Annotated in this window: 22 protein-coding genes and 1 other annotated feature; of the genes, 7 read left to right on the forward strand and 15 right to left on the reverse strand. The window is 51.9% G+C overall.

The window, feature by feature from the left end:
* Positions 1-12 precede the first annotated feature (12 nt).
* From AWM70_RS14395 to AWM70_RS14405, 3 genes are all read right to left on the reverse strand, one after another.
* Complete coding sequence (locus AWM70_RS14395) at positions 13-1,794, reverse strand: UbiD family decarboxylase (RefSeq protein WP_068697507.1); 1,782 nt, start codon at positions 1,792-1,794, stop codon at positions 13-15.
* 266 nt (positions 1,795-2,060) lie between these two features.
* On the reverse strand, positions 2,061-2,990 hold the full coding sequence (locus AWM70_RS14400) for a COX15/CtaA family protein (protein WP_068697509.1): 930 nt from the start codon (positions 2,988-2,990) through the stop codon (positions 2,061-2,063).
* A 146-nt stretch (positions 2,991-3,136) separates the two neighbouring features.
* Positions 3,137-3,487, reverse strand: a complete 351-nt coding sequence (locus AWM70_RS14405) for a thioredoxin family protein (protein ID WP_068697511.1) — start codon at positions 3,485-3,487, stop codon at positions 3,137-3,139.
* A gap of 117 nt (positions 3,488-3,604) precedes the next feature.
* Between AWM70_RS14405 and AWM70_RS14410 the strand changes: the two genes are divergently transcribed.
* On the forward strand, positions 3,605-4,972 hold the full coding sequence (locus AWM70_RS14410) for a DUF2515 family protein (protein WP_169823447.1): 1,368 nt from the start codon (positions 3,605-3,607) through the stop codon (positions 4,970-4,972).
* A 184-nt stretch (positions 4,973-5,156) separates the two neighbouring features.
* Here AWM70_RS14410 and AWM70_RS14415 read toward each other — a convergent pair whose 3' ends face one another.
* The 3 genes from AWM70_RS14415 to AWM70_RS14425 are packed head-to-tail and all read right to left on the reverse strand — an operon-like array spanning position 5,157 to position 8,089.
* A complete protein-coding gene (locus AWM70_RS14415) occupies positions 5,157-6,791 on the reverse strand; it encodes a putative polysaccharide biosynthesis protein (RefSeq protein ID WP_068697513.1) in 1,635 nt (544 codons plus the stop codon).
* A gap of 54 nt (positions 6,792-6,845) precedes the next feature.
* Positions 6,846-7,337, reverse strand: a complete 492-nt coding sequence (locus tag AWM70_RS14420; RefSeq protein ID WP_068697515.1) for a DUF456 domain-containing protein — start codon at positions 7,335-7,337, stop codon at positions 6,846-6,848.
* Positions 7,338-7,342: 5 nt separating this feature from the next.
* Positions 7,343-8,089: a Cof-type HAD-IIB family hydrolase gene (locus AWM70_RS14425; RefSeq protein ID WP_068697517.1), complete on the reverse strand. Its 747-nt coding sequence runs from the start codon at positions 8,087-8,089 to the stop codon at positions 7,343-7,345.
* Positions 8,090-8,556: 467 nt separating this feature from the next.
* Between AWM70_RS14425 and AWM70_RS14430 the strand changes: the two genes are divergently transcribed.
* Positions 8,557-9,021 carry a nuclear transport factor 2 family protein gene (locus tag AWM70_RS14430; RefSeq protein WP_206093356.1) on the forward strand — a complete coding sequence of 155 codons (465 nt, stop codon included), beginning with the start codon at positions 8,557-8,559 and terminating at the stop codon, positions 9,019-9,021.
* A 26-nt stretch (positions 9,022-9,047) separates the two neighbouring features.
* Here the strand turns inward: AWM70_RS14430 and AWM70_RS14435 are convergent, their stop codons facing one another.
* Positions 9,048-9,203 carry a hypothetical protein gene (locus AWM70_RS14435; RefSeq protein ID WP_169823448.1) on the reverse strand — a complete coding sequence of 52 codons (156 nt, stop codon included), beginning with the start codon at positions 9,201-9,203 and terminating at the stop codon, positions 9,048-9,050.
* Positions 9,204-9,287: 84 nt separating this feature from the next.
* Here AWM70_RS14435 and AWM70_RS23495 point away from each other — a divergent pair, with 84 nt between their 5' ends.
* Entirely contained in the window at positions 9,288-9,521 is a 234-nt protein-coding gene (locus tag AWM70_RS23495; RefSeq protein WP_169823449.1) for a hypothetical protein, read from the forward strand.
* Here the strand turns inward: AWM70_RS23495 and AWM70_RS14445 are convergent.
* The 5 genes from AWM70_RS14445 to AWM70_RS14465 form a co-directional block, all read right to left on the reverse strand.
* Positions 9,511-9,813 carry a MerR family transcriptional regulator gene (locus AWM70_RS14445; protein ID WP_237167723.1) on the reverse strand — a complete coding sequence of 101 codons (303 nt, stop codon included), beginning with the start codon at positions 9,811-9,813 and terminating at the stop codon, positions 9,511-9,513. The genes AWM70_RS23495 and AWM70_RS14445 overlap by 11 nt on opposite strands.
* A gap of 134 nt (positions 9,814-9,947) precedes the next feature.
* Complete coding sequence (locus AWM70_RS14450; protein WP_068697535.1) at positions 9,948-12,023, reverse strand: peptidoglycan D,D-transpeptidase FtsI family protein; 2,076 nt, start codon at positions 12,021-12,023, stop codon at positions 9,948-9,950.
* 303 nt (positions 12,024-12,326) lie between these two features.
* Positions 12,327-14,375 carry a peptidoglycan D,D-transpeptidase FtsI family protein gene (locus AWM70_RS14455; protein WP_068697539.1) on the reverse strand — a complete coding sequence of 683 codons (2,049 nt, stop codon included), beginning with the start codon at positions 14,373-14,375 and terminating at the stop codon, positions 12,327-12,329.
* A gap of 219 nt (positions 14,376-14,594) precedes the next feature.
* Positions 14,595-15,734: a transglutaminase domain-containing protein gene (locus AWM70_RS14460; protein ID WP_068697541.1), complete on the reverse strand. Its 1,140-nt coding sequence runs from the start codon at positions 15,732-15,734 to the stop codon at positions 14,595-14,597.
* Between the two features lie 67 nt (positions 15,735-15,801).
* The gene (locus tag AWM70_RS14465; RefSeq protein ID WP_237167724.1) at positions 15,802-16,260 is read right to left on the reverse strand and encodes a hypothetical protein; all 459 of its coding nucleotides are present in this window, start codon (positions 16,258-16,260) and stop codon (positions 15,802-15,804) included.
* 354 nt (positions 16,261-16,614) lie between these two features.
* Between AWM70_RS14465 and AWM70_RS14470 the strand changes: the two genes are divergently transcribed.
* Both AWM70_RS14470 and AWM70_RS14475 read left to right on the forward strand, forming a co-directional pair.
* The gene (locus AWM70_RS14470) at positions 16,615-17,769 is read left to right on the forward strand and encodes an MFS transporter (protein WP_068697546.1); all 1,155 of its coding nucleotides are present in this window, start codon (positions 16,615-16,617) and stop codon (positions 17,767-17,769) included.
* Between the two features lie 100 nt (positions 17,770-17,869).
* Positions 17,870-18,226, forward strand: coding sequence for a toprim domain-containing protein (locus AWM70_RS14475; RefSeq protein WP_068697548.1), 357 nt, complete (start codon positions 17,870-17,872; stop codon positions 18,224-18,226).
* 115 nt (positions 18,227-18,341) lie between these two features.
* Here the strand turns inward: AWM70_RS14475 and cyoE are convergent, their stop codons facing one another.
* Positions 18,342-19,280: a heme o synthase gene (gene cyoE / locus AWM70_RS14480; RefSeq protein ID WP_068697564.1), complete on the reverse strand. Its 939-nt coding sequence runs from the start codon at positions 19,278-19,280 to the stop codon at positions 18,342-18,344.
* A gap of 338 nt (positions 19,281-19,618) precedes the next feature.
* Positions 19,619-20,605 (reverse strand): tryptophan--tRNA ligase, encoded by a 987-nt coding sequence (gene trpS / locus AWM70_RS14485; protein ID WP_068697566.1) that lies wholly within the window; start codon positions 20,603-20,605, stop codon positions 19,619-19,621.
* Between the two features lie 89 nt (positions 20,606-20,694).
* Positions 20,695-20,940: a binding site (T-box leader), on the reverse strand.
* A 136-nt stretch (positions 20,941-21,076) separates the two neighbouring features.
* Here trpS and AWM70_RS14490 point away from each other — a divergent pair.
* Entirely contained in the window at positions 21,077-22,045 is a 969-nt protein-coding gene (locus AWM70_RS14490) for an aldose 1-epimerase (protein ID WP_068697572.1), read from the forward strand.
* A 250-nt stretch (positions 22,046-22,295) separates the two neighbouring features.
* Positions 22,296-22,517, forward strand: coding sequence for an alpha/beta-type small acid-soluble spore protein (locus AWM70_RS14495; protein ID WP_068697573.1), 222 nt, complete (start codon positions 22,296-22,298; stop codon positions 22,515-22,517).
* Positions 22,518-22,765: 248 nt separating this feature from the next.
* Here AWM70_RS14495 and AWM70_RS14500 read toward each other — a convergent pair whose 3' ends face one another.
* The gene (locus AWM70_RS14500; RefSeq protein ID WP_099093157.1) at positions 22,766-23,185 is read right to left on the reverse strand and encodes an O-methyltransferase; all 420 of its coding nucleotides are present in this window, start codon (positions 23,183-23,185) and stop codon (positions 22,766-22,768) included.
* Positions 23,186-23,414: the final 229 nt, after the last annotated feature.

Below are 23,414 nucleotides of genomic sequence, written 5' to 3' on the forward strand. Positions count from 1 at the left end.
GTCCCTAACTTATTACCCCGGAAAATACGTTTTCCAACGCTCGTCCACCAGCTTGACAATGTCCTCGCGCGGATTCAGCTCATCGGGATATCCCGGCTTCATGCGGGCATCAATGACCAGCGGCAGGCTGTAAGCCAGATGATGCTGGCGCACCTCGGCCTGCGAATAGATGTCCGTGGCCGGATTAAAACGTGTAAATACGGTCCACAGGAACTTATTGGTGCTGGAAGCAACCGTCTTCGCATCATCCACCAGCACGACCAGCGGCCACAGGGTTCCCCGTTCATGCAGACGGCCAAGCACCCTGGCGGCCAACTCTGGTTCCTGTTCATAGGATGCCCCGGAAACGACCAGACAACCCTTATGGTAAGGTGCAATATGGTCGATTTCCGCAATGTCCCCTTCGTTGTAATCTGCTGGCAGATCGCGCAGCTGATCGCCGACGCCGATCAGGATCGCTTTGCTGCCGTGATTCAGCCTCTTGCCGGTGTAGTCCAGCGTGTCATGGGACGTATTGTTGAAAATAAACAGGTCGGTCGCCGGATTAAACCGCTCCAGCACCGTTTCCAACAGCTTGCGGAAATCAGCCAGATCCAAATGCACGTCCGTCAGCATCAGGAATTTGGTCAAAGACAGCTGGCCTTGGCCCATAATGGAGAAACCGGCCACCAGCGCTTCCCGGGAATAACGCTCTTTGACGATCGCCGAAGCCAACGAATGGTGTCCCGTTTCGCCATACGTCCATACGGTATGCACAGAAGGCATGACCAGCGGGAAAGCCGGCGACAGCAGCTTCTGGAGGAAGTCGCCCAGGTAATAATCCTCCTGGCGCGGTTTGCCGACAATCGTAGCCGGATAGATGGCATCCTTGCGGTGCCACATATGTTTAACGTTCAGCACAGGGAAATCATGCTGCAGCGAATAATAGCCGTAATGGTCGCCAAACGGTCCTTCCGGACGGCGTTCATGCGGCGGCACGGAGCCGTGGATGGCAAATTCGACTTCGGCCGGAATACGGTGTCCGCCCAGCGGATTCTCTGTCATAGGCAGACGTTCGCCCATTACAAACGAAGTCATCAGCAGCTCCGGCAGATGCTCCGGCAGCGGCGCGATCGCCGAAGCGATCAGGGCTGGCGGACCTCCGATCAGAATCGTCACCGGGAGGGCCTGGTTCAGCTTCTCCGCCTCATGATAATGGAAACCGCCGCCTTTATGAATCTGCCAATGAATGCCGGTGGTTTGATCATCATACAGCTGGATGCGATACATCCCCAGGTTATGATCGCCGGCTTTGAGCGGATTCTCTGTGTAAACGAGCGGCAGCGTAATAAACGGTCCGCCATCCTCCTGCCAGCTGGTTACTTTGGGTAATACGGCCAGCGGATTCTCCGTCCGGCAGACCTGAAGAATCGGAGCTTCGGCTTTCGATACCGTCTTCGGAACCGTCCCCCAGCCCATCTTGATAGCGTCCCAAATTAATCCGCGTTCATTCCAGACCGCCTTTGGCGTAGGCGGCATCAGCTTGTCCAGCGCCCCAACCAGGCGGTTTGCCAGCTGCTCCGGCTTAGGTCCAAAAGCCATGTCCACCCGCTTCTCTGTTCCAAACAAATTGGTAGCTACCGGGAACGGCGTTCCTTTCACGTTCGTGAACAGCAGCGCAGGGCCTCCTTCCTCAATGACTCTGCGGTGAACTTCAGCCAGCTCCAAATAAGGATCCACCGGCGCCTCAATAATGGCCAGATCGTTTTCCTTGCGGAGCGCCTCAATCCACTGGCGTAAATTTCGATAACTCAAACCATTCCCCTCCCAAGAGATGCTGTCTATATCAATTATGCGAGCTTCCAATTATCGGGATTTGCCAGCTAAAATCCGTTAATCAAATCACTTCCAACTATATCATATTTCCGCACGGAATCCTGCATCTATCCTTGCCGTCATCCCTGAAAAACAAAAAGACCCGGCGGCGGCAAAACGCCCGGCGGGTCTTCAGGTACCAATCAGCTTCCAAACCGGACCGGACCTGCCCTTTCCCAGATCAGGCCGGATCATTGGCCGTTTATTCACTTGCTGTTTCGGCTGAGCAGCGATGTGCGGACAGCCATGTAACACAGCAGGCCAAACAGAACCTCAATGATGAGGATATGAGAGATTGACGTAAACAGATACCAGTTGTAATCATTCACCGTATAAGTGACCGCAATCCCGGCAAAAATTTGCAGAACGATCAAAATAATGGAGGCAAGTCCCAGCCCGCGGACCTCACGGTTGCCCGACTTGTTCCGGTAAGCAAAATGGGCCAGAACCGCGATGACGACAAACAGCAGAAACGCCGCTGCGCGGTGCATGAACTGAATGCCTTCCCCGCCGGCGAGCGGCGGAACCAGCTTGCCGTTGCAGAGCGGGAAACCATAACACGCTCCGGCAGAGTCGGTATGGGTTACGTAGGCTCCGGTGTAAACCACCAGATAGGTATAAATCGCTGTAAAAATGCTCAAATTGCGCAGTCCTTTGGCTACTTTGCGCGGAGGTTCCGCAGGAACCATCCCTTCCTGCTTGTCCTGCTCCCGGATGCCCAGCGACAGCATCACGGAGCTTGCGAACGAGATCAGGGCGAAACCGAGATGAAGCGCCATAATCGGTGCGGATTGCGTAAACACAACCGCCAAAGCGCCCATGGCCGCTTGGATAATAACAAACAATAAAGCCAGAAAAGCATAAATACGAAGGTCCAGGCGGTTTCTGCGCCAAATCATAAAGGCCACAAAAGCGGCAAGCGCCAAAATCCCGGCCAGGCCGCTCACCCCGCGGTGAGAATATTCAATAATCGACGCAAGCGTATGCGCGGGCACAAATTTGCCGTTGCACAGCGGAAACTGGCTGCCGCAGCCGAGTCCGGACTCCGTTTTGGTGACGACGCCGCCGCCAAAGGTAGCCAGGAATACGAATAACGTGGCCGCGTAAGCCAGCCATTTCAACTGTTTGGTTGTCATTCTATCACCTGCATTATATTTTATTAAAAAGCTTTGCCAATCCATGTTTCATTATACCGGATGGCAAAGCCCATATCACAGGTGACTTGTGACAAAATGTTCAACACTGTCCAATTTCAGCCGATTTGGCCTATCCACTGTGACATTTATGCTTGAGTTTTGAGCGTCTCATGCACAGCTGCGGCTTTATTCAGGAAATCCTCAATCTCCGCCCGGGATTTCCGCAGCTTGTTAACGAAGCGGATTAATTCCTTGCCACCCGAATAGGCAATAAAGCTCGGGATGCCCAAAATATTCTGCTCGCGGCTGATCTCCTCCAGCTCGTCCACATCTACCTGAATCAGCTTGAGGCGGTTCGCGTACTCCTGTTCTACCTCGGGCATAAACGGATCAATAAATTTGCAGTCTCCGCACCAATCGGCTTTATAGACCGCCACCGTAAGCCCTTCCGAACCGATTAATTCATGGAATTGCTCTGCTGTTGCCACTTTAAGCATGTATATCATCCTTCCCTGAAGTTCTTTTTTCTCTAAGTAGAACAAACCTTGGAGTGGAAGTCAAATCGTTTGGCCATAATGAAACTATTAGAGAATTTGCGGAAAGAAGGGCAGTACGTGAGACATTCGGAAGAATACGGGGAAGAGAAACCCTGGGAAATTTGGAGAGGGATCCTGCTGTCCCTGCCTAAAGCGATCTGGCATTCGGCATCCAGCAAAGCGTCCGACCTGGCAGGCTCCAGCCGGCTGCTGCTGGCCAAACGGGAGCTCGATTGGAATGAAACAGCGGCCGACTTTGTTCGTTCCGCCCTGGAGGAACAGCTGAAAAGAGGCGGTCAGCATGGCCGTCAGGAACAGAAATATCTGCATCAACCCTACAAGGATTATGTGCACCTCTGTTCGGAAGAACAGGAAGCGCTGGCCGACATCGATTTGGCCCTCCGGCGGGATAACCGCAACAATGTGACCCGGACCGCGGCCTATCTCAAGCTCTACAACGATTTCCCCGAGCTTCACTGGTCCTTTCTCGCTCATATGGTCTCCCGCAATGCCGGCTGGAACATGAGTGATTTGAAAGGTGGACAGGCAGATCTGCTGCTCAGCGAGACGGACGTTTACCGCACTTACCGGTTTCTGGAACGGAGCAATGCGCTTATTTTTCAGGATGCCTATCCCCAGCTTCTGCTCTATGCCCACAGCAAACGGCTTGGCAAAAGCCTCTTTCACCTGCTCCCCCGGTTTCATGTGTCCCGCTTCATGCAGCCTTTCTGGGAGTATTTCTGGCTCAGCCGGTCCAGCAGCCTGCTGGCCGTCGGGCTCATAATCAATGAACAGAATTATATTGAGAAGAGGGTTGTCAAGCATCCTTTCTTCCAGCAGACGGTCATGCACAAGATGCCTTTCCTGCTCGGCGGCTTGAGCGGAGTCAATCAAGTGGTGTTCCCGTTCAAGCCGGCGGAAGACAATGAAAGAGGAGAGCCGCGGCTGGGCGGCCGGATCATGAGTCATTTTGCCGGTTTAAACGCCCGGATTCAATTGGGCAAACATCTATATGCCGTTTTATTTGGTTTACCCCAGGTTCAGCAGGGGGCTGAGCAGTTTGCCAGTTCTACTCCCCATACCGGCTCACGGGCCGATTACTGGCCGGGCCTGTTCTCCCCTTGCGCAGGAGAAATCAAAGCATTGCCCAGACAAGGTTCAGAGCTGCTGCAGAACCGCTTTCGGCCGGACGGAACGCTAATCTATTCCCCGCCTCTTATGGACTGCTTTGAAGACACCCCTTATGAGCCAATCTCCAGAGAGGACTGGTTTCAGGACGACACGGCCATTGGCGACATCAGCATCCCCGATTACCCGCTGTTGTGCGAAATTACCGCCGGCCACCGGATGGATATCCTGAAACGCGCTTACGTCCATGATGCCGCTGCCGGAGCGCGGAAATGGAACGGGAAAGGACAGGAAACGAGGGAGACAGGAACTCCATAACCCCCTTCTTTAATCCTGCATGGCTGGAAGCTGTGAGAGTGTGAGAGTGCCTGCAAATTAAAAAGGCGTACAAACACCGATAGGGTGAATGTACGCCTTTTAGGGGTATGCAGAAACTGGAACGTCCGGTACCCGCTCTCTAAAGTCTTTAGTCTGCCGGACCTGTCCAATATCTAGGCCGGACTTATCCCTCCGAACGTTTGCCGGAAGCCGGAGCAAACCGCATCAGCGGCCGCAGCAGCCGGCGGATCGCATTTGGATAGCTGTCCAGCTCTTCGCGCCGGATGACGCGCAGCAGAATCAGCATGACCGGATAAAGCGCAACGGTTACGCCGCCTACAAGGCAGCAGGTAATAAAGAAAGCGACCCGATGAGGCATCACATGAACCAGCTGAATCCCGGCTTCATTCAATCCGTAACCGACAGCAGCCAGCACGACCACGGTAACAAGGAAGCCTGTCCAGCGTTTGCCGAGGATCGAGAACGGAACGATTTGCTTCAGGGAACGAATGTTGAGCAGTGTGATGACCAGGAAACAAATGCCCGTTCCGGCCACGATTCCGTAAATGCCGAATACCGGCGCCAGCGCAAAGCTGACCGCCAGCTTGACCACGATCCCGATCAGGACATGGACCATCGACAGGTTCGGTTTGCCCATGCTAAGCAGAATCGCGCTGCTGGTTGACATTGTAATTTGAAAAATGGTCCCGAGCGTCAGCAGGGCAATAATGCCGCTGCCGTCCAACGAGCTGTACAGCATCCCGTTGACCGAGTAGGCCGCCGTACACAAAGCAAGCACTACCGGCATGCCAGTGATGACGGAGATCCGCATTGCCAGCGTGATCTGCTTCTCCAGATAAGGCATGTCCTTCCGTGCAAACGCGCCGGAAATGATCGGGATCAGCGATGTACTGAGCGCAATGGACAGAATCGGCGGAATCCCGGCGATGCTTTGCGCCCGGCTGCCGAGAATACCGAGCAGGTAAGTCGCTTGGTCTAATCCGATCTGGCCTTTCAGCATCGGTTTTACAATCGAGCTGTCTATGAAATAGACGGCCGGTATAGCGAGCGACGAAAGCACAATAGGAATCGACAATTTGAAGATATTGGCATAAATCTTCCTGAAAGGAAGCGCCGGCTCGCCTGTCGACAAATCCTCCTGCGGCGTCTCCTTGTCGGACCGTTTCAGCTTAAAGGCATAATACAGCATGATAGCAAAAGCACCGATACTTCCCAAAACACCACCGAAGGAAGCACCTGCAGCAACCCATTTATCTGCATATCCAGCACTAACCATTACAACCGCGATGGCGATTGCCGTAATTACACGAAGGATTTGTTCTACAATTTGCGAAACCCCGCCGGCACTCATATTATTGCGGCCCTGGAAATATCCCCGCATCATGGCTACAGTCGGGAATAACAGCAGGGCAGGAGCAATGGCCCTAATGGCTGGTGTGGCTTCCGGAGCTGATATCAATCTGGCGTACACCGGCGCCAGGACATACAGAAGAACTGTAATCAGAACTCCAGTAACGGCAGCAAAAATAAGCGCAGCCTTATAAATCCGTTTTGCCTCCCCAGGCCGCTGCAAAGCATACCGCTCGGAGACCATTTTACTAAGCGTACTCGGAATACCTGCAGTCGCAACCGTTAACAAGAGCAAATAAACCGTATTCGAAATCGTAAACGACGCATTCCCCACCGCGCCAAAAAGATGTTCAAGCGGAACCCGCTGCGCCATCCCCAGCACGCGGGCCACAAGAGCAGCCACGGCCAGAATCAGCGTTCCCTTAATAAAAGATTCCTTCTTAGACAAACAGAATTCCCTCTTTCCCCAAGTCCCCTTTACGCGGAGACTTTCTTCGGACAATTAGAAGCTGAAGATCCAGATAAAAAAGACGACAATCATCACGATCTGCAGAATGATCTTGACCGCCATGCTGCTGAACAATCCAACAACGGAGCCTACGCCGGCTTTGATAGATTGCTTAAGCCCGGCTCCTGTCAGCAGTTCGCCGATCACCGCGCCTATAAACGGGCCGATGACCAGACCAAAGGCCGGTATGACAAACGGCCCGATAATAGCTCCGATTGTACTCAGCCAGACGGAAGCCTTACTGCCGCCAAACCTTTTGACGCCCCATGCCCCGACCAGATAATCCGCGACAAGCAGGATCACCACGATCAGCGACTGCAGCGTCCAGAAGAACCAGCCGAAATGCTGGAAGCCGAAAAACCAGCCATAAACAAAAAAGGCCGCATAAACGGCAACCACACCGGGCAGTACGGGAATGATCGCTCCGGCAAGTCCTGTAGCAAACAACGCGATGACTAAAATCCACCCGATGACATCAAGCCACATGTGTTTTACACCTCTTCGGCAAAAATAAATTTCCGGATAACTTCCGCAATTCCGTCATCATTATTGGAGGACGTTACGTAATCCGCATTTTCTTTGACGGCCAGCTGAGCATTCCCCATAGCCACGCCAACAGCTGCTGCCTGAATGGCTGCCAGATCGTTTAAGCTGTCGCCAACGGCAATCGTCTCCGTCATTTCGATGCCAAGCAGTCCGCAAAGGGTACGAATCCCGCTGGCTTTGCTTACACCCTGCGGATTGACCTCGATATTCCAGGGGGCTGAATTGGTAATCTCCAGGCCGCCCATATTCTGAAGCTCCATCAGCACTTGATGGCGAATCTCTTCGTCATGAACGTTATACCCGAATTTCAGCCATTCTTTCTCCTTGATAACCCCTTCATACCAGTTCTCTTCATTAAACAGTCCTTCGACAGAATAAGCCCAGAACCAGACATTAAGGGTCCGAGACAGCTTATACATCTTCTCGACCAGCTCGGGACCCAGCAGTTCCCGGCGATACAGCTCTTTAGGGTTTCGCCAAATTTCACTGCCGTTCACTGTAATCATCGGCGTATCCAGTCCCAGCTCTTCTCCGAACGGGGCGGCTTCGCTGTAAGATCTTCCGGTAGACAAGCAGACATGCACACCGGCATCCAAAGCTTTGTGAATCCATTTTGCCGTTTCCGGGGAAATCTGATGGTTGTCTGTGAGCAGCGTTCCGTCCATATCAAGCGCAAGCAAGCGGTATTTCATTGGCTCATCTCCTCAATCCTATCCTTAGTACATCTCTATTTCTGTTCGCTATTTCACACGTAACGTCATTTTACCACAGACGGCTTCCAGCCACCAACCGCAACCTTTGCTGCAGGTTTGGGGGACAGGCCTGTTACAAAAGGACCGCAGCCACAAGAACGCCTACTGTAATTTTAACCCGCTGAATCGAGCTTTTTTTTATCTGTACAGGAGCCACAGTTCTCTACCTCCTTCAGAGCTTTATAGTTCAGCAAAGCTTAGGTTTAATTTTCTATATATTATTGTCGAGGGTTAACATTGTTTCCTCAAGGAAACATTTGCACAAGACTAAAGAACTAAAAGCCGTCCCTATAGGAACAGCTCAGCAGCTTTTTGAAAACCGTTTTTTGTACTTGTACCGAATGCCCCAAGCCTCCCTCGCATAAGCTGACTGTAACGAAAGACTGAATGGAAGGAGAGGTGTGAAAATGATCAACATCCTGCTGCCGCCATTTACGCGAGAGAAGGCAATTGCAAAAGTCAGACTTGCCGAAGACAGCTGGAACTCCCGGAACCCCGAGCATGTATCCCAGAGTTACACGCCGGACAGCAGGTGGCGCAACCGCGCCGAATTCCTGACAGGCCGCAGGGAGATCATTGCCTTTTTGCACCGCAAATGGGCCAAGGAATTGGACTACCGGCTGATTAAGGAATTATGGGCGTTCACGGATAACCGGATCGCCGTACGTTTCGCTTACGAGTGGCATGATGACAGCGGCTTCTGGTTTCGCTCCTACGGGAACGAGAACTGGGAATTTGACGCAAACGGACTCATGCGGACCCGCTACGCCTCCATCAATGACCTGCCAATCCGAGAATCCGACCGAAAATATCATTGGCCGCTCGGGCGCCGTCCCGACCATTACCCCGGATTATCCGAGCTGGGTTTGTAAAGCAGCGGCCGAGCAGCGAAGAAGAATCAGTCCGTGAACTCAACTCCTGTCAGCTCCTCGCTCATCTGCCAAAGCTGCTCCGCAAGATCAGGGGCGATCGCCCAAGGAAACACTCCACTCAGTACCTGAGCAACTCCGTTCAATTCAAGCGAGGGAACAACAACAACCTCAGCGATATCCACATCCAGGCAGTATCGCCGCCTTTTCCTTCTAATTGAGTATTTGCGGCGCACCACACGGTAGTTGCAGCCCCCTGTTCGGCGGTCTTGTATCCGTCAGGAACGACTGTGCTGCGTTGTCCTTACCTCATCGGAAGCTCCGATAGTGCAAAAATCCTCCTGGTTCATAAAGCGGGACAAATCGGTCAGGATTTGGCCGGGATGGACCGCGAAAGCTCGTTTGCCATGCTTATAGCCGCGCTGGTCCGGCCCAACCGCAACCAGGCGTTGGCTGACTTATCGGTTGCTGGGGAGGGGCATTTAATAGTCTTTAGCGTTTAACATCGTTAATCTCCTCCAGTTTCTGTTTAAGTTCTTCTTCAGCTTCTGCTCCTGGTTCAGCTCCGGCTTTCCGCCCCTGATCGTATTCCTTCTGATCGTATTCCTTCTGGCCGTTCTTCTTGTGTTTCGCCGGAGGCAATAGTCCAATCTTCTCGTAATACCGGATTGAGTCATAGCTGAAACCGGTGCTTCGAGATAATTCCGCAATTGTACAAGTCTGAAGCTTCCCGACCATTGCCTTGTTTTTCTTGCTGCTGTCCACCTGCATTTTATCGTGTGGAGTTTGCTCCATGTCAAGCCGTGTTTGGAGAAAATAGTTCCGTTATAAAAAAGAACCCCTCATCCCAAATAGATGAGGGGTTCAAAAGATTAGAAGCCTGTTCAATTCGTTTCTTGCTAATTCGCCGCCACTAAAAGCCGCGATAATCAGTTTTTGGAATCTGTCTTCGCCGCGTCTTTGTCCGAAGTTTGGTTCTGGGACTCCAGCGTTTTTTTAGGGACGCCGTCCAGACCGTATTCATAGTCATAGGCATCAAAGATTTTGCGGGCTACAGGAGCCGCACTGTAGGCGCCGAATCCGCCTTCGGGAATGACGACGGCTACAGCCAGCTTCGGATTCTCGCGCGGGGCAAAAGCGATAAATACGCCGTTATCGACGTCGTATTTTTTGCCGTTGCCATAAATCGTTTGCGTCGAGGTACCTGTTTTACGGGCGAAATCATAAGGGAAGCCGTTAAACGCTTCGTGGACATCGGTAGCCATGCCCTTCAAAATTTCATTCCAGTAGCTGTCTTTAAACGTTACCGTATTCAGCACTTTCGGCTTGAACTGCTGCACGACATTACCGTTCGCATCCGTGATTTTATCGACAAGCTGCGGCTGCATCCGTTTGCCGCGGGTTGCCAGCATGCTGGCATACTGGGCAAGCTGCATCGTTGTATATTTCCCCTGCTGGCCGAAAGAAGCGTAAGCGAGACGGGACAGCGAGGTTTCTTTTTTGTTCACATACTCGCGGTAGCCTTTGTATTCATTCGGCAAATCAACGCCTGTTAAGACGCCCAGGCCAAACTCCTTCATGTATTTATCCCAAAGCGTAATGCCGTCGTCGCCAAACTCCTTCCACATTCTCTCCCCGACCATATCGACCATAAAGGTGTTGGAGGAGTGGCGAATCGCGTCGGCAGGTGTAGCCAAGTAGCCGTAAGCGTGGCCCTGCGAGTTGCGGACGGAAGCCGAGTTGTTTTTACCGAAATAAGCAATACCAGTGTCGTTATAAGGGGTTGTTGTTGTAAACAAGCCTTCGTTAAGGCCGATCATCACCGACAACGGTTTAATCGTCGAACCCATCAGCACGACCGATTCCGGGTGAACACCTTCCTGGCCGGACGGGAACGAGCGGATCGTTCCGTTCAGGTACACATTCTGGATCGCTTCGTAATCGGACGGAGAAATCCCGCCGCTGCCCCAAACGTTGGGATCATAATCCGGCATGCTGGCCATGGCGACCACTTTGCCGGTGTTCACTTCCATCGCCACGGCGAAGCCGGTTTGAGCGTTAGGGTGATATTTGCCGCTAACCGGATGGTTATGCAGCCAATCGAGCTGATCCATGATGGCCTGCTCGGTTTTGAGCTGGATGTTCTTGTTGATGTTCAGATGCAGGTCGTCGCCCTTCTCGGGAGGCGTGACCTCTGCAACCCCGTCGGCCATGTTGCGGGGATCGACCGGGATGCTTTTATAGCCGTTTTTACCGCGCAGAACATCCTGATACTGATACTCCAGACCATCAAAACCTACGTCCTCGTTGTCCGTATACTGCTGGCCCGGATCATCGGGTGTCATATTGCGAAGCTGTTTATATTTATCAAGGCTCGTGGAGGCCCCTTTAAATTTCTTGATGTAGCCGACAGCCTGGACCGCCACCGTGTCTTTATCGTAGTTTCTTACGCTTTCTTCAATTACGTCTACGCCGGGAAACTCGGATTTATGCTCCAGGAAATAGGCGACTTCCCTGTCGGTCAGTCCGCTCTTCAGGCGCCGGGGCGCATAACCGCCGCTGAGCCGGGAATCTAGGTCCATGGCATCAACGATCTGATCAGCTGTTACTTTCTCCGTCTTCGACTCACCGAGCGTGTTGAACACGTTCGCGATCTTTTTCGCCATTGCGAGAATCTCCGGACGGTTGCTCATGCCTGTTGTGCTGCTGTAGTCCTTAAGGAGCGTAATGTACAAGGATTGCTGCGGCGTGGAATAAGCAAGCTTAACCCCTGTAGCATCGTAAATCGTACCGCGGGTTGGCGGCAGCGGCACCTTCTTGACCGTAAGGCTGCTCTCCTGCGCCTGAAGACTTGGACCGTCTACAAACTGAAGAATCGCAAGGCGGACAATGATAACAGTAAAAATAATAAATGCGCTGAAAAAAAACACATTCAGACGAATATTAAAATGACGCTGACGCGCCGCTTCCTGCTTCTGCGGATCATCCTGATAGGCTTTCTTCATTCGTCTCCTTCACTCTGCTTTCTATAATCTGATAATCTGCCATCTAATATTCTAGCAATGATTCCGAATCTCTATTTTACCATAGCTATGTCGAAAACAGCGAACTTTCACGAATTGTGGGGAAAAATGGAAGTCTAAAGGTTGGCCGGACGTATCCCTCCCTCCTCCAGCCGGATAACGGCCTGATCGTATGCAGTTATTCCCCTCTTATTCCAAACAACGTTTAACCCCCTTAATCAGTTTCAGACTTGCCGAAAAAAACAAAAAAACCGGCTGCCATAGAGCAGCCGATTTATGCCTATCTTATTCGCCAGGTTTTTCTGCTTTCTCCGCGTTGCCTGCCCCTGCCGGGGGGTTCTTGTTGAGCGACTTCTTCGGAACGCCGTCCAGCCCGTATTCCTGATCATACGCATCAAAGATTTGACGCGCTACAGGTGCTGCGCTGTAAGCGCCGAAGCCGCCCTCCGGAATCACAACCGCTACGGCCAGCTTCGGATTCTCCCGCGGAGCAAAGGCGATAAAGACCCCGTTATCCGTCTGGATTCTCTGCCCTTTAATATAGACGTCCTGGGTCGAGGTTCCCGTCTTTCTCGCAAAATCATAAGGGAAGCCGGAGAAGGAGCTGACATCCGTCGCCATCCCTTTGATCACTTCTTTCCAGTAGCTGGAGCTGAAGTGCACCTCATTCAGCACTTTAGGCTGGAAGGTGCGCAGCACCTTGCCGCTGCTGTCAGTAATTTTGCTCACCAGATGCGGCTCCATCCGTTTGCCGCGGTTTGCAAGCATGGCGGCATATTGCGCAAGCTGCATCGTTGTATATTTGCCCTGCTGCCCCCAGGAGGCGTAAACCAGCCGGGAAAGCACGGTTTCCGCTTCGTTCTTATACTCCAGCGTTCCGAGATATTCGTTAGGCAAGTCGATTCCCGTTGAAACCCCCAGGCCAAACTCCTTCATATAGGCGTCCCATTTGGCGATGCCTTTGGAGCCGTATTTGCTGTACAGCTTCTTGCCGACCATATCGACCATAAAAACGTTGGAGGAATGGCGGATCGCATCCGCCGGACTCTTCAAGTAACCGTAGACATGGCCTTCCGAGTTGCGGACCGTAGAACCGTCCTTGCCGAATTCGGCAATCCCCCGGTCCTGGTAAGGCGTTGTCGTCGTGAACAGCTTCTCGTTTAAGCCCAGCAGCACGGACAACGGTTTGATCGTAGAGCCCAGCAGAACCACGGACTCCAGATTATGCCCGGAACGGCCCGAGCTGTACGGCGTAATCGTTCCGTTCTGATAGTTGTCAATGGTCCAGCCTTCCTGGGTATTCGGATCATAATCCGGCATGCTGGCCATGGCTATAATATTGCCGGTATCAACCTCCATCGCCACCGCGTATCCCGTCTGGGCATTCGGATGGAGCTTGCCGCTTACCGGATTGGTATGCAGCCATTTCAATTGATCCAGAATCGCCTGCTGGGTCTTCAGCTGGACGTTCTTGTTGAGCGTCAGATGCAGATCCGCTCCTTTCTCGGGAGGCGTCATTTCCGCTAATCCGCTGACCATATTTTGCGCGTTGATCGGTACGCTTTTGAACCCGTTGCGTCCGCGGAGATCGGCCTGATATTGATATTCAAGCCCGTCATACCCTACGTCTTCCGTATCGATATACTGCATCGAAGGATCAGAAGACCTGATCGACCTGAGCTGCTCATACAGCGGCAAACTGTAAGAGGCCCCTTTAAATTTCTTGGTATAACCTATCGTCTGCACCGCAACCCGGTCAGGATCATAATGCCGAACGCTTTCTTCCACCACATCGATCCCCGGGAAAGCGGCTTTATGCTCCATGAAATAAGCAACTTCCTTGTCGTTCAAGTCTTCTTTGATCCGCCGAGGGGCATAACCTCCGCTGATTTTGGAATCCAGATCCATGGCTGCCACGACATCATCAGCCGTCATCTTCGGCTTGGCAGGGTCGCCGTATTGCTCAAACACCCGGGCAATGTCGGCAGCCAGCACCAGCGCTTCCGGACGGTTCTTGGCGCCTGTCCCGCTGCTGTAATCCTTCATTAGAGTCATGTACAGCGATTGGACCGGCGTGGAATAAGCCAGCTTGACCCCTGTTGCATCCCAAATCGTCCCGCGGTCCGGCGGAAGCGGAATATCCCTGACCGTCAGGCTTGCCTCCTGGGAAGTCAAGGTAGGTCCCTCAACAAACTGGATAATCGCCAGCCTGACAATAATCACAGTAAAGATCGCAAATGCGCTGAAGAAAAAAAGATTAAGGCGAATATTAAAATGACGCTGCATCGAAATTTCCTGATCCTGCATATCCTCGCCGTACCTGTTTGGTTTCATCGCGCTGCCCCCGGTGCTCTTCATCCTGCTAGGGATGAGAAGTTTTATTGTAACATTTTAACACAAATTCCAGCCGAATAGTCAGGCGGCAGGCTCCGGAATTCCTCCGATTGTGCAGGCCCGCTTCCGCCGGAAAATGAATAGGAGCTCCCCTTGTGCAGGAAAGCTCCGCCGCTTGCAGCATGTTCATCGCCAGCTTCTATAAAGTTATCCGCAAAATTATCCGAGCACCTTCTGCTGGACATGCGTTTCTGCAAAATTCGGGACATCAAACCAGTTGCCGCTCTTCGCCCAGGTAGAATCGAGCGGAATCCACTTGTTGTCCACATAAACCTCATTCCAGGCATGAGACCCATATCCGCCTTGTCCGTCATATCCCAGTCCGGTAATCACCTTGACGTCCAATCCCTGCGAACGGGCCATGACGGCATACAGCCGGGCGTAGTCGATGCAGACGCCTTTGCGGGTCTTAAAGGTCATCTCAGGCGTTTGCTCGTGCCATTCGTTATATTTCTCATAAGCCTCAACTTTATCATAATCGTATTGAATACGGGTGCCGATCCAGTTATACAGCCGTTTGGCCTTCTCCCGGTCGGAAGCTGCGCCTTCCACGATCTTCGCGGCTGCTGCGTTAATATTATCCGGAATTTGGGCATCAATAACCTCATATTTCCGTTCAAAAATTCCGTTCAGTTCATTCTGCATGTCCTGCTTCAGAACCGGCAGCTTCTCTTTGATCAGCTTGCCGGAAAGCGGTTCGAGAATCACTTCCGCTCCCTGCCGGTATACCGGGGAAGCTTCTACATATTTGCTGAATCCGCTGTTCGGAAACAACGATACGATCACAAACAGCAGCGCAATCAGAACAATTCCGCGAAAAGCGCCGATCACCGCGCCGATAATTCCACCGAACAAACGGCTTGTCAAGCCGGAGCGAATCTCCTTACGCCCCATCCCGCCGATCCATTTCATGCCTGGAAGGAACAGGCTCAGCAAACCAAGCACAAACCGGATCAGCCAGTAGCAGAGGAAGAAGATCAGGACGTAACGGACCAGCTGAAACTCCCGGATCGCGCCGGCCAGCGTATAGACGGCCTGCTCGGCGCCGCTTAATTGGCGATCCGGCGGCTGGACATGATCCGTCAGCCACTGCTGAACTTTGGGAGACAGATAAGCCGTCACCGGAATCGCGGCAGCCAGGCTGAGCGCGGTCATTATCCCGCCCCCTACCAGCGACAGCAATCTGCCCGCCGATTTGGATGTTCCCCTGAGCACGCCCTGCAGGATAGAACCCGCGATGACGAGGATGAGGATAAGGTTAACCAGATTATATCCTTGCAGCTGTTGAAGTACGGTCACGCGGGACCCTCCTTTCTGATGTTCATCTTTGTTGTTTAATGCCCGGCAGTTCCTGCTTTCAGTTCGGTTATTGACCGCTGCTGCGTTTGGCCTCCTGTATAAAAGCTTCGAGCGTGTCGCCGCGGCTCCATTCCCCAAGAGAGACCCCGCGCAGCGACACCTTCACCTTGTCGCTGCCGCTTTCCCCGGTCACTTCCAGATTAGGCGTCGTAATGGTGAAGGAACCGTCCGCATTGCGCGTAAATTTCGCTTCCTGCGCTTCATTTTTCATGACATTCAGCGCCTCGGACTGCATCGTGTTCATCGTTTGGTCTTTAACCGTCGAGACTGCTTTGCCGATATCGTTCAGCGTGATGCCGCTGTAAACGATCAGAAAAGCCGCAATCGCAATAATCAGGACCCACTTGACGACGGTCTTGACCAGATTGGCCACCAGAAACAAAGCGACCAGGCCAACCACGATAATCAGCCAATTCTGCTTGAAATAATCGACCCATACCTGATAATCCAAACCTTGAAAATTCATGTGTTCCAACACCCCTGTATCTAAATTGGCGGACGTAAATTCTCTGTTATGGCCCTAGATGCACTATCCATTATACATGATCGCCAAATGCTAGCCCAGCTTAACCCTGCCGGCGGCGAATCCCCCTTTCGCTGTATTTCAAAATTGGCATAACTTCGGCGGCCAAGGCGTACAAGTAGAGCATGGCCTACTTTCACACCCGAATCAGAAAGAGCAAGCCAGTTTTATTGCGATGTTTTCTCGGAGTAGTAATGCTTCATAAAACTTAAAGCTTATGCTTCCGATGCCAGTTTTATTGCGATGTTTTCTCGGAGTAGTAATGCTTCATAAAACTTTTAGGAGGACAAACTCAACATGAAAATCGCTATAGGGCTTTATTTCTTTATGTTTATCGCCTTCTTCGACTTGCACGCCCAATATCCGATTCTCACGCCGTTTGCGGTGTCCCTGGGGGCGGCTCCTGCTTTTATCGGCTGGATGATGGGCATCTATGCGTTGACCCATTTGCCCGGCAACCTGATCGCCGGGCACGGGGTCGATAAATACGGCAGCAAACGCTACGTCGTCTTCAGCTTGATTTCAGCCGGAATTGTTCTGCTGCTGCAGGCTCATGTCACGGCGCCTTGGCAGCTGCTGGTACTGCGGTCGATCAGCGGATTTGTGCTGGCCTTCCTCTCCCCGGCTTGTCTGGCCCTGCTCGCCTCCTTGTCCCGGGACGCGGTCACTCAAGGCAAGCTGATGGCCGGGCATGGCGTGACCCATACGCTGGCCTCCGTGTTGTCGCCGGCAGTCGGAGCGTTCCTCGTCAAGCTGGCCGGCTTCTCCCTGACCTTCCAATCCCTCGGATGGCTGCTGATCTCCGCAGGTTTGCTTGCTTGGTTCACCATCCGCGGCAAAGCGGTAGAGATGCAGCTTGAAGTTTCCAGAGCCAACGCGGCCGCGGCGGACAACTCCAGCCTGCTGCCCGGCGTACCGCTCGTTTATTACCTGCTGCCGCTAGGCGTAGCCTGCTCGCAGGGCATTTTGTTTTTCGAGCTCCCCCTCCATGACGGAGGAAGCTCGGAGGGCATTTTACATACGGGCATTTATTTCTCTATCCTAAGTCTGGGGTCGCTCGTTACGCTGGGCATGCTGTTTCTGCACCGCGTCTCCCCTTACCTGAGGGCTCTGGGCGGTGTCCTGCTGCTGGCGTTGTGCTTCTACGGCTTGACGATGCCGGAGAGAATTCCGATGCCTGTCGTGCTGTTTGTGATGGGGATGTCCAAAGGCATTATTTTCCCGGCCATCTCTTCCTTATTTATTGAGGTCAGCGGCGGCGAACGGATGGGCAGCGTGTTCTCATTTCAGTCGATTGCCATGTCGCTGGGTTCCTTTATTGGGCCGATTGTAGCTGGACAGCTGCATTTGACCTTCTCCCCGTATTTCCTGGCGTTTGTCGTCCTGATGCTGTTGCTGATCACACTGCCGGCCAACCGCCGTCTGCCCAAGCAGCCGATACCGGTCGACTGACCACTTTCCGTTCCTTCGACCGGCCTTGGCTGCCTGACGCGTTTCTTTTTTTGCATGAAAAGGGAAATTGCGTTTACACTAAAGGCAGCGAGGTGATGACATGGCGGAGATTACCATTATCGTGGAAGGTAAAAATGACCGCAGCAAGCTGCGCCGGCTGCTCAGCGATGAAATCAACATCCTGTGCACCTTTGGCTCCATGAGCAGCCTCAAGCTCGAACAGCTCCGTAAACAGGCCAAAGACGACGAAATCTATCTGTTTATGGACAATGACTCCTCAGGGAAAAAAATCCGGGCGATCCTGAGGGACGCCTTTCCGGATGCCGAGCAGATTTATACCCGCCGCGGCTATGCCGGTGTTGAAGGCACACCCGATGAATATATAATCGCCCAACTGGAGAAAGCTGGATTGGAAGAATACATTCAGTATCCCCCCGCGCTGCCTGGACTGGAGTAAGGAGCGGCATGCACCATGGCCTCCTCAATATGCCTTTATATGGGTAAAAAAAACAGACGCACCTCCGGCTAGCCGAAAGGGCGTCTTTCTTTTGTTCTATCTTATAGAACATTTATTATTTGTGAACCGTATCCAGGAACATGACGATCAGGCTCAAGGTCAGGTAGTTGATTGAGAAAATAAATACCCGTTTCGACCATTTCTCCACGTCCTGCTTCATGAAGCCTACCAGCGCCATAATCAGCCAGATGGCCGACAGCGCCGTGCCGATGATCAGGAACCAGATGCCGGTAATGTCGTTCGCATACATAAGATATGGAATCGGCAGCAGCAGAGCAATGTAAGGAATCATTTGAATTTTGGTGCGATTGACGCCTTTGACAACCGGAAGCACAGGGAAACCCGCAGCCCGGTACTCCTCGACACGGCGGATCGCCAAAGCCCAAAAGTGGGGCGGCTGCCACAGGAACAGAATCGCAAAGATCATCCAAGCGCCGAGATCAACTTGGCCAGAAGCAGCGACGTAGCCGATTACCGGCGGCATCGCTCCTGAAATTGCACCGACCGAGGTGCTCCAGGTAGAGGAACGTTTCAGCCAGATCGTATAAACCACGCCATAAACGAGCATGCCTACGATGCCGAACAAACCGGCCAAAACCCCGGAGAACAGGAACAGCAGGACAAGCCCCGCCGCGCTCAGAATGCCGGCATAGATCAGTACCGTTCTTGGGGAAAGCTTGCCAAGCGGCAGCGCACGGTTCTGGGTACGCTCCATTTTGGTATCCATTTCCCGGTCATAATAATTGTTGAATACGCAAGCCCCGGCCATGACCAGAGCCGTGCCGATCATCGTGATGATCAGCTTGATGATGTCGATATGCCAATGCGCGCCGAGCCAGTAACCCGCAAAGGTCGCAATCAGATTGGAACGAATAATGCCCGGTTTGGTCAAGGCGACAAAATCGCGCCAAGTTGCCGACTCCGAAGCCGGCGTGGAGTTTACGGACAAAGCTGCGGCATCCGCACCCGCTTCATATCTTAATGGTTTGCCCATTTTACTGCCTCCTACTAAATATTAAATTGCAACATATGGTCATTTCAAACGACAAAAAAAGTTCCAAAACAACCTCTTCTATAAACTTTATCATATCAATCGGGGATCATGTTTGCATCCGGAGGCAAAAAGATGATTTTTGTTTGACAATTTGGTGACGAAAGACTCACATTTCGTTCTGTTATCTCTTTATTATACCCATTCTCCCATGGAAAATAGCCGAGTCCCGCAGCTTCGCCCAGCCGGCTTATCAGCCACAAAAAAGACGCCGCAAGCGGCGTCTAAGCGGGTCTTTCAGTTCTGCTTAAATGGGAATCAGATTCATATCGGGCCGGAGTTCAGCCTCTAGGCAGAAATCCCATCAAATGCTGGATTTCCTTCAGGTTCTTGGCGGCTACGGCTTCTGCACGCTCCGCTCCCTGGCGTAAAATCTCGCGAATTTCGCCGGACTGCCTGATTTCGTGATACCGCTGCTGGAGCGGCTCCAGTACGGACACGATCACTTCGGCCAAATCTTTTTTGAACGGGCCATACATCTGTCCTTCGTAACGCTGCTCGACTTCGGCGATCGACAAGCCTGACAGCTGGCTGTAAATGCCGATCAGGTTGCTGACCTCAGGTTTATTGGCCGGGTCAAATTTGACTTCGCGGCCCGAATCGGTGGTGGCGCGGCTGATCTTCTTGCGGATCACATCCGGCGGATCCAGCAGAGCGATGTAGCTGCCTTCATTCGGATTGCTTTTGCTCATCTTCTTGGACGCATCGTCCAGAGACATGATCCGTGCGCCGACCTCTGGAATATACGGTTCAGGCAGCTTGAAGAATTCGCCAAACCGGTGGTTGAAACGCCCTGCAAGGTCACGGGTCAGCTCCAAGTGCTGCTTCTGATCTTCCCCTACAGGAACCAGGTCGGCGTTAAACAAGAGAATATCAGCAGCCATCAGCGATGGATATACAAACAGACCGGCTCCAACAGTCTCTTTGCCTGCGGATTTGTCCTTGAACTGGGTCATCCGCTCCAGCTCGCCCATCGAGGTCAGCGTCGTCAGCAGCCATCCGAGCTCGGCATGCTGGGGCAGGTGGGACTGCATGTAGACATTTGCTTTGGACGGGTCGATTCCGGCCGCAATATACAGCGTGGCTACAGCTTCCGACTGCTCTCTTAAAGCGGCCGGATCCTGGGCTACGGTGATGGCATGCATGTCCACGATAACAAAGTTGCAGTGGTGCTCATGCTGCAGAGTTACAAAATTTTTAATAGCGCCGATGTAATTGCCGAGCGTCAGCTTGCCGCTGGGCTGTATGCCTGAGAATACGGTTTTCATGATTGGATTTCCTCCTTAACAATATTCTTCATGATTTCGTTGGTTTCGTGTGTGCCGGGATTTCGAAAAATCAAAAAGGCCTCACATCCGCAAGGGACGTGAGACCGTGGTACCACCCTAATTCGCCGACAAGTCCGCCCGTACGCTGCGGAACCGATTATCAGCCTTAAATCCTTAACGCGGATCAACGTCCGGGGATACTTGGGGCCCAGGGCCGTCCGTTCCTCCCGAAGCTCAGGGGTCCATTCGCCGCATACACTTCCGCCGGTTCGCATCACCCACCGGCTTTCTGAAGGAAATTATATACGTTTACTTGTCCCCGTCATCACTTTGTGTTAGAAATGAATTTGATATCCTTCATGATATCGGGCTGAACCCGTCAAGTCAAATCGATTTTTACGGGCGAAGCCAAAAATGTTATGATTAGTTTGACCCGTTTCAGAATCTTTATTTGGGAAAAGGAGCAAAGATATGAAAAAAGTGACCAAAGGGCAATGGAATGGTTACGACACGTACATTTTACATAGCCACGAACTTGAAGTCACGCTGCTGCCTAGACTCGGCAACAATATTATCGGGGTAAGAGACCTGGTACAGCAGCGCGAGGTATTGCGCCGGCCGGAGGAAAGCGATTTGGACTTTTACCTGCAGAAGCCTTACCATTTCGGTATCCCTTTGCTCATTCCGCCAGGCAGAATTCGCAGAGGCCGATTCTCCTATGCGGGACAAACGTATCAGTTTGATCAAAATACCGCTAACGACAATCATATTCACGGCCTTCATCGTACGCAAAGCTGGTGTGTCAGCGATATTGAAGAAGATGAAGACGGCTGCTCCGTCACCACGGAATTTATAACGACCGACGATCCGAACTGGATGCGCCAGTATCCGGTTCCGCTTAAACTGGAAATGACCTTGCGTCTTCAAGGCGCATCGCTCACGCAAACATTCCGCATCACCAATTTGGGTGAGCATGCAGCCCCGTTTGGCCTTGGCCTTCACACCTGGTTCCTGATCGACGGGGAACCTGACCATTGGGATTTGAAGCTGCCGGTCAGCAAACTTTACGTGACGGATGAGGAAATTATCACAACGGGCGAAACCGCTCCTCTGGGAGAATTGGAAGCTCTGAATGACAAGTTGAACCTGAAAGGGACTAACTTTGATACCCCGCTGCAAATCGGCGGCAAACCTGCTGAAGCTCTGCTGATGCGCAAAGACGGATATGGCTTGAAATATTCCGCTGATCCGGCCTATTTCAAACATTGGGTTCTCTATACGAAAGGCGAAGCCGACCAGTTTCTGTGCATTGAGCCTTATACCTGGCTGCCGGATGCGCCTAATCTGGACATCCCTCATGAGGAAAGCGGCCTGATCGAAATCAAACCGGAGCAAAAGCTCGAGCTCCAATTGAATCTGCAAATGATCTACCCAAGTTAAGTTAACCAACATATAAGGCTCCGCTTGGCTGAGGCTAAGCTGCTAAATTCAATAGCTGCCAATCATACTGAAACCCGCGCTCTGCGCGGGTTTTTGGTGTTGTCTTCCCTAGTTCGCAAACCCGGTTCCGGGGAGTACGAAGCTTTGATCATCAGGAAATAATTGGATGTCGATTATTTGAAAATCCGTGCGCATATTTTCCGTCCTACGGCTCATACTAACCTCACAACGAACGAAGGAGGTGACAAACATGGCACAAGGACGCAGCAGCAACAACTTGGTTGTTCCTCAAGCAACTGCAGCTCTTCAACAATTGAAAATGGAAGCTGCACAAGAACTGGGCGTACAAATTCCAGCAGACGGTTACTACGGTAACTACACTTCCCGTGAAACTGGTTCCCTCGGGGGCTATATCACAAAGCGTTTGGTACAATTGGCGGAACAATCTTTGTCGGGTAAATCTTCCCTGTAAACCGCTATTCCTTATAGTACAAGTAGATAACGCTTAGCCGCCCTCGAATCAGGCGGCAGCGTTTCTGCACTGAAATATAAGAATAAAAGGTATTGTGAGGCTTATACTTTTCTTATATTTCACCTAAGCAGCAGACGGTATGCCTGATGGCATACCGTCTGTTCTTCATTTATGACGTAAACGTAAAGCCTTTAAAGCTGCACCCTCTGTCCGGTACTTCTATTGCTTGCTGCCTGATCCCTGGTTCCTTAAGATAAATCCTTCATTTCTCCGTATGGTCCGTATGTATGACTGTTCGTTCTCGGATAACGAATCATCAGATTCGCCATGTTATAGTTTGACTCTAATACGGCATCCACAACAATGGTTCCTTGTCTGAGCGCAAATTCATAGCTGATTTCTCCATGCGTCCACGATTTCTTGAATTTAAGGGCTTCAATGGCCATGTTTCTGAAAGAACTGAGCTGTACGGCATTTAATCCTCCGCCTTCTCCCGCCAGCTGACCATTCCTTCCGGCTATTGGGTTATGCCTGATACCGAATTTGCCGACCACGTTGTTGCGGATCTGAATAAATACCGTTCCCGAGGTCAATCCACCAAGCTCGGACTCCAATTCCTTGAATACTAGATCAAGCTGTCTGGCTAATGAAAGCTGCTCTGTCTTCAGTTTCCCCACTCCCTCAATATTGGTTATTCCCCTAAATTTAGGGCTTATGCAACATTATATTCTAATATCCGATGATTTAACAGAAATATGGTACGTATTTGGGTAATTATTCCTATTGGCTTAAAATTGATTCGTCTTTATCCTCATTCATTCGACAGGAAAAAAGGCGAAACCTGTAGATCGCCGACAGAATTTGCAGCTCTCAATTTCCCCAGCAATTACATGGATC

The sequence above is a fragment of the Paenibacillus yonginensis genome (genome assembly GCF_001685395.1).
Taxonomy (GTDB): Bacteria; Bacillota; Bacilli; order Paenibacillales; family Paenibacillaceae; genus Fontibacillus; species Fontibacillus yonginensis.